Below are 3,590 nucleotides of genomic sequence, written 5' to 3' on the forward strand. Positions count from 1 at the left end.
CCTTCGCGCAAGGCAAGTCCGTCGGGTGGGCCAGCGGGCCGTCACTTGCCGGCCAGCCCCTACTTGCCGGCAAGAATATCCTTGATCAGCCGCTGGCAGCGCTCGGCCATGAAATCGAGCAGCAGCCGCACTTTCGGGTCCTGCAGCTTCTTGTGCGGGTAGACGGCGGCGAACTGCACCGGCGTCGGCGGTGTCTTGGCCAGGATCACCTTCAGCCGTTGGTCGCGGATGAAAGGCTCGACCTCGAAGCGCGGCTTGTTGATGATGCCACGACCCGACAGCGCCCAGCCGGTCAGCACATCGCCGTCATCGGTGTCGTACGGCCCGTGCACCTCGAATTTCTGCGGGCCGGCCGGCGTCTGCAGCGTCCACACATATTCGCGCGCGCCGGCATAGCGCAGCATCAGGCAATCGTGCTTCTTGCCGATCAATTCCTGCGGCTCGGCCGGCTCGCCGCGCGCCTCCAGATATTTCGGCGCCGCCACCAGCACCCGCTCGCATTCCATGATGCCGCGCATCCTGAGGCTGGAATCCTCGATGATGCCCAGCCGGAAGGCGACGTCGATGCCTTCCTTCATGATGTCGACATTGTGATCCGAAAGCCTGAGCCGCACCTCGATATCAGGGTATTTGTCGTGGAAGTCCGGAATGCCGGAGGCCACCAGCCGCCGCCCGAGGCCGAGCGGCGCCGTCACCTTGATCGTGCCGCGCGGCTGGCCGGACAATGCCGAGACGGCGGCCTCCGCCTCGGTGATCGCCTCCAGCACCTGCTTGGCGCCGGTGTAGAACACCGTGCCGTGCTCGGTCGGCATCAACTGCCTGGTCGTACGATTGAACAGGCGAACGCCGAGGTGCTTCTCCAGCTCCTTGATGCGGTTGGAAGCGACAGCCGGCGAGATGCGCATGTCGCGCCCCGCCGCCGACAGATTGCCGAGCTCGACGACACGGACGAAGACGGCGATGTTGTCGAGATAGGCCATGCTTGGCTCTCATGCGGCTGCGCCAAGGTCTGGAAACCCGCCGCTTCGGCTCGGCCTGACCTGAATCTCACACCTTATACAACCCTAGTATTTTTTATTTTTTTTTGAAAGTCATCGCGCACCTCGCCTCTTTTCGTTTTGGCGCCAGACCGTAAAGTCGTGCCATCGGCAGGGACGACTTCCCAAGGGCAACACGATGCTGGATTTCGCGATTTTCTGGGACTGGCTGAGCTTCGCCGTCCGCTGGCTGCATGTCATCACCGGCATCGCCTGGATCGGCTCGTCCTTCTATTTCGTCGCGCTCGACCTCGGGCTGCGCCAGCGCCCCGGCCTGCCAGTCGGCGCCTTCGGCGAGGAATGGCAGGTGCATGGCGGCGGCTTCTACCACATCCAGAAATATCTGGTGGCGCCGGCCGAGATGCCGGAGCACCTGACCTGGTTCAAATGGGAGTCCTATGCCACCTGGCTGTCGGGCTTCGCCATGCTGTGCGTGGTCTACTATGCCGGCGCCGACCTGTTCCTGATCGATCCCAATGTGCTGCCGATGTCGGTGCCGGTCGGCATCCTGCTGTCGCTGGCGACGATCGGTGTCGGCTGGGTGGTCTACGACCTGCTTTGCCGCTCGGCGCTGGGCAAGAGCGACACAGGGCTGATGCTGGTGCTTTATGGCGTGCTGGTGTTCATCGCCTGGGGATTGACGCATCTCTTCACCGGCCGCGCCGCCTTCCTGCATCTCGGTGCCATCACCGCCACGATCATGTCGGCCAACGTCTTCATGGTCATCATCCCCAACCAGAAGATCGTCGTCGCCGACCTGATCGCCGGCCGCAAGCCGGACCCGAAATACGGCAAGATCGCCAAACAGCGCTCGCTGCACAACAACTACCTGACGCTGCCGGTGCTGTTCCTGATGCTGTCGAACCACTATCCGCTGGCGTTCGGCACCGAGTTCAACTGGGTGATCGCCTCACTGGTGTTCATCATCGGCGTGCTTATCCGACACTATTTCAACACCGTCCATGCCCGCAAGGGCAACCCGACCTGGACGTGGCTCGGCGCCGCCGTGCTGTTCGTCATCATCATCTGGCTGTCGACCGTGCCGAAGGTCCTGACCGGCGAGCCCAAGGCTTCCGCCGCGGCCGAGACCTTTATCGCCTCGGCGCATTTCCAGGCCGTGCGCGACACGGTGCTTGGCCGCTGCTCGATGTGCCATGCCGAGGAGCCGGTCTATGAGGGCATTTACCATGCCCCGAAGGGCGTGATGCTCGACACCGACGCGCGCATCGCCGAGCATGCGCGCGAGATCTACCTGCAGGCCGGACGCAGCCACGCCATGCCGCCAGCCAATGTCACCCAGATCAGCGACAAGGAGCGGGCGCTGCTGGTCGCCTGGTTCGAAGGCCAGGGAAAGTAGCATGACCTCCACCCTTCTGCGCGGCCGCACGCTGACCTTCCTGCGCTGGCCGGAAACGATCGACGACCATTCCGCCTGGCGCTACGAGGAGGATGGCGGCCTGCTGATCAGCGACGGCCGGATCGTCGCCTCAGGCGCCTATGCCGATATCGAGAAGCAGGCCGGCGACGGGGCAAGACGGATCGACCATCGCCCGCATCTCATCCTGCCGGGCTTCATCGACGCGCATGTGCATTTCCCGCAGATGCAGATCATCGCCTCCTACGGCGCCGAGTTGCTCGACTGGCTAAACAAATACACCTTTCCCGAGGAGACGAAATTCCGCGACGCCCAGCACGGCCGCCGCATCGCGAGACTGTTCCTCGACGAGATGGTGCGGCATGGCACGACGACGGTCGCCGCCTATTGCTCGGTGCACAAGGCGTCGGCCGAGGCCTTCTTCGCCGAGTCGCATGACCGCAACATGCTCAACATCGCCGGCAAGGTGATGATGGACCGCAACGCGCCGGACGGCCTGCTCGACACGTCGCAATCGGGCTATGACGACAGCAAGGCGCTGATTGCGGAATGGCACGGCAAGGGCCGCCAGCTCTATGCCATCACCCCTCGCTTCGCCATCACCTCCACGCCCGAGCAGATGGAGATGGCCGGTACGCTCTGCCGCGAGCATCCCGATCTCCACATGCAGACGCATCTCTCGGAAAACCATGCCGAGATCGCCTTCACGCAGGAGCTCTATCCCTGGTCGCGCGACTATACCGACGTCTATGAGCGGTACGGGCTCTTGGGGCAAAAGAGCCTGTTCGGCCACTGCATCCATCTCTCCGAACGCGAGGCGGATGCGCTGTCGAGCACCGGCTCGGTGGCGGTGTTCTGCCCGACCTCGAACCTGTTCCTCGGCTCCGGCCTGTTCGACTATCAGCGCTACCGCAGGCGTGACAGGGCCCTCAGAATCGCGGCCGCCACCGACGTCGGCGGCGGCACCAACTACTCGATGCTGCGCACCATGGACGAGGGCTACAAGGTGATCGCGCTGAACGGGGAGAAGCTCAACCCGTTCCAGTCCTTCTGGCAATTGACGCGCGGCAATGCCGAGGCGCTGTCGGTCGCCGACAAGGTCGGCACACTCGAGGCTGGCACCGATGCCGACATCGTCGTGCTCGACGCGCGCGTCACGCCGGCGATGCGGCTGAGGA

At 63.9% G+C, this 3,590-nt stretch carries 3 protein-coding genes; 2 read left to right on the forward strand and 1 reads right to left on the reverse strand.

What is annotated here, in order from left to right; genetic code table 11:
• Positions 1-59 precede the first annotated feature (59 nt).
• Positions 60-980: a LysR family transcriptional regulator gene (locus EN742_RS28180; protein ID WP_126056977.1), complete on the reverse strand. Its 921-nt coding sequence runs from the start codon at positions 978-980 to the stop codon at positions 60-62.
• A gap of 196 nt (positions 981-1,176) precedes the next feature.
• On the opposite strand from EN742_RS28180, the gene EN742_RS28185 reads away from it, so the two are divergent.
• Together EN742_RS28185 and guaD are read left to right on the forward strand one after the other, a co-directional pair.
• Positions 1,177-2,394, forward strand: a complete 1,218-nt coding sequence (locus EN742_RS28185) for a urate hydroxylase PuuD (protein ID WP_126056978.1) — start codon at positions 1,177-1,179, stop codon at positions 2,392-2,394.
• A 1-nt stretch (position 2,395) separates the two neighbouring features.
• On the forward strand, positions 2,396-3,590 hold a 1,195-nt coding region (gene guaD, locus EN742_RS28190), incomplete at its 3' end, for a guanine deaminase (RefSeq protein WP_128333533.1).

Origin of the sequence: Mesorhizobium sp. M4A.F.Ca.ET.020.02.1.1 (assembly GCF_004022645.1) — a bacterium.
Lineage (GTDB): Bacteria > Pseudomonadota > Alphaproteobacteria > Rhizobiales > Rhizobiaceae > Mesorhizobium.

Excerpts from the sequence above, each read along its gene's own strand:
- EN742_RS28180 (WP_126056977.1), bottom strand. The coding sequence starts at position 980 with ATGGCCTATCTCGACAACATCGCCGTCTTCGTCCGTGTCGTCGAGCTC.
- EN742_RS28185 (WP_126056978.1), top strand. The coding sequence starts at position 1,177 with ATGCTGGATTTCGCGATTTTCTGGGACTGGCTGAGCTTCGCCGTCCGC.